Source organism: Lactobacillus sp. HBUAS51381, assembly GCF_012641095.1.
Lineage (GTDB): Bacteria > Bacillota > Bacilli > Lactobacillales > Lactobacillaceae > Levilactobacillus.
Map to the genome: position 1 here is coordinate 1 of NZ_JAAVSC010000072.1, position 1,701 is coordinate 1,701.

1 protein-coding gene is annotated in these 1,701 nt (G+C 45.2%); it reads left to right on the forward strand.

Translation table 11 applies throughout. The annotated features are described in order from the left end of the window. The first annotated feature begins 95 nt into the window (after positions 1-95). Positions 96-1,610 carry an IS66 family transposase gene (locus HEQ50_RS12490; protein ID WP_168900824.1) on the forward strand — a complete coding sequence of 505 codons (1,515 nt, stop codon included), beginning with the start codon at positions 96-98 and terminating at the stop codon, positions 1,608-1,610. Positions 1,611-1,701: the final 91 nt, after the last annotated feature.

A 1,701-nucleotide genomic window follows, 5' to 3' on the forward strand; every position in this document is an offset into this window, starting at 1 on the left:
AGACGCGTAAGCTTGACCACGGAAAGATAGCTGTTTATCTGGGAATGACTATGGTAAACTCAAAAATAACTAATACAGAATGAGTGGGATAGCCAATGACACCAGAGCAAGAACAAATCGCTAAGTTGACTCAAAAGGTTGAAGAGCAGGCTGAGATTATTGATTACCTAACCAAGAAATTGTATGGTAAAAAATCAGAACAAGTCGATGCCAATCAGCTATCGCTTTTGGAAGAAGATGACGGTGTTTTTACCGAGCCAGAGCAAACTGGCCAAGAAAACCAAGCGAATCAAGTACAGTCAGCGAAAAAGCGTAAAAAGACGCGGCAAGAAGTCTTAAGCCCGAATTTGCCAATCAAAAGGACTGTCATCGATGTAGCAGCTAAGCAGTGTCCACACGGACACCGCTTAGTTTTCGTGGGTGAAAAATTTATTCGGGAGCAACTCCATTTTCAGCCGGCGAAATTATATCGTGAAGAAATCTATACGCATACATATAAGTGTATAGATTGTGAAGCCATTGATGGACTTACGCGTCTTATTCAAGGATTGGTCCCCAAGCCCGTGATCCCCCATAGTTTAGGTTCCGCTTCGGTTATCGCGGAGATTATTCACCAAAAATTCGAACAAGGTGTTCCTTTAAGCCGTCAACTCAAGGAATGGCAAAGAATGGGCGCTCAACTTTCCGAAACAACCTTGGCAAACTGGGTTATTAAGTCTGGGGAAATGATGGCGCCATTGTATAACCTCATCCGGGAGGAACTAGTCGCACAGCCTTACCTTCAGGGTGATGAAACACCAATGCAGGTGCTCAGAGAACCCGGGAAGGCGGCTACATCCAAGTCTTATATGTGGGTGATGCGGTCAGTCAGGAAATCATCCAAGCAAGCCGTTCAGTACGCTTATGGTGATACACGATCTGGAGCATTTGCCGAGAACCTCTACCGAGGTTTTACGGGGGTACTTCAATGTGACGGGTATGCTGGTTATAACGGGCTAGATAACTCTGTCATACGAGTTGGTTGCTTTGCCCATGTCCGCCGGAAGTTCTACGAGGCAGCATCCGTCAATGGAAAGATAATTATGAGTCGTCCACTCAAGCTATTAGACGAGATGTTTGCGTTAGAGAAAGAATGGAAACAATGGTCGCCTCGCTCACGACGACGGCAACGCCAGCGACTACTGCTTAAGCTAGTGAGAAAGTTTTGGTCATGGATTGATCAAGCAGACGAACTACCCAAAAGTCGGCTCGGTAAAGCCATTACTTACGCACGAAATCAGCGAATAGCGTTAAATAGAGTTCTCAACTACGGAGCGATAGATTTCAGCAATAATGCCTCCGAGCGAAACATGAAGAGCTTTGTGATTGGTCGAAAGAATTGGCTCTTTAGTACCAGTCCTGCCGGAGCTAAGGCTACGGCAATTTGGATGACGCTAATTGAATCGGCTAAGGCCAACGGCATTAATCCACGTGATTACGTGACTTATCTATTAAATGAAGTACCACAACTCCCAGATTTTGCGAAAAAGGAAGATCTGGAAGCTTATTTACCATGGAATTATCAATCGGGGCTTGATAACCGCGAAGAATTTCATGTCATAGCCGCTTAAAGCATGGAAGAGATGGCCCGCCCTCAAAAACCGAGGACGGGCCATCTCTTTTTAATTTACAATTCAATACGGTCAGTTACTCGGTGCTTAC

Bases quoted from the DNA above. Each gene is read 5' to 3' on its own strand.
- HEQ50_RS12490 (WP_168900824.1), top strand. From the start codon at position 96: ATGACACCAGAGCAAGAACAAATCGCTAAGTTGACTCAAAAGGTTGAA.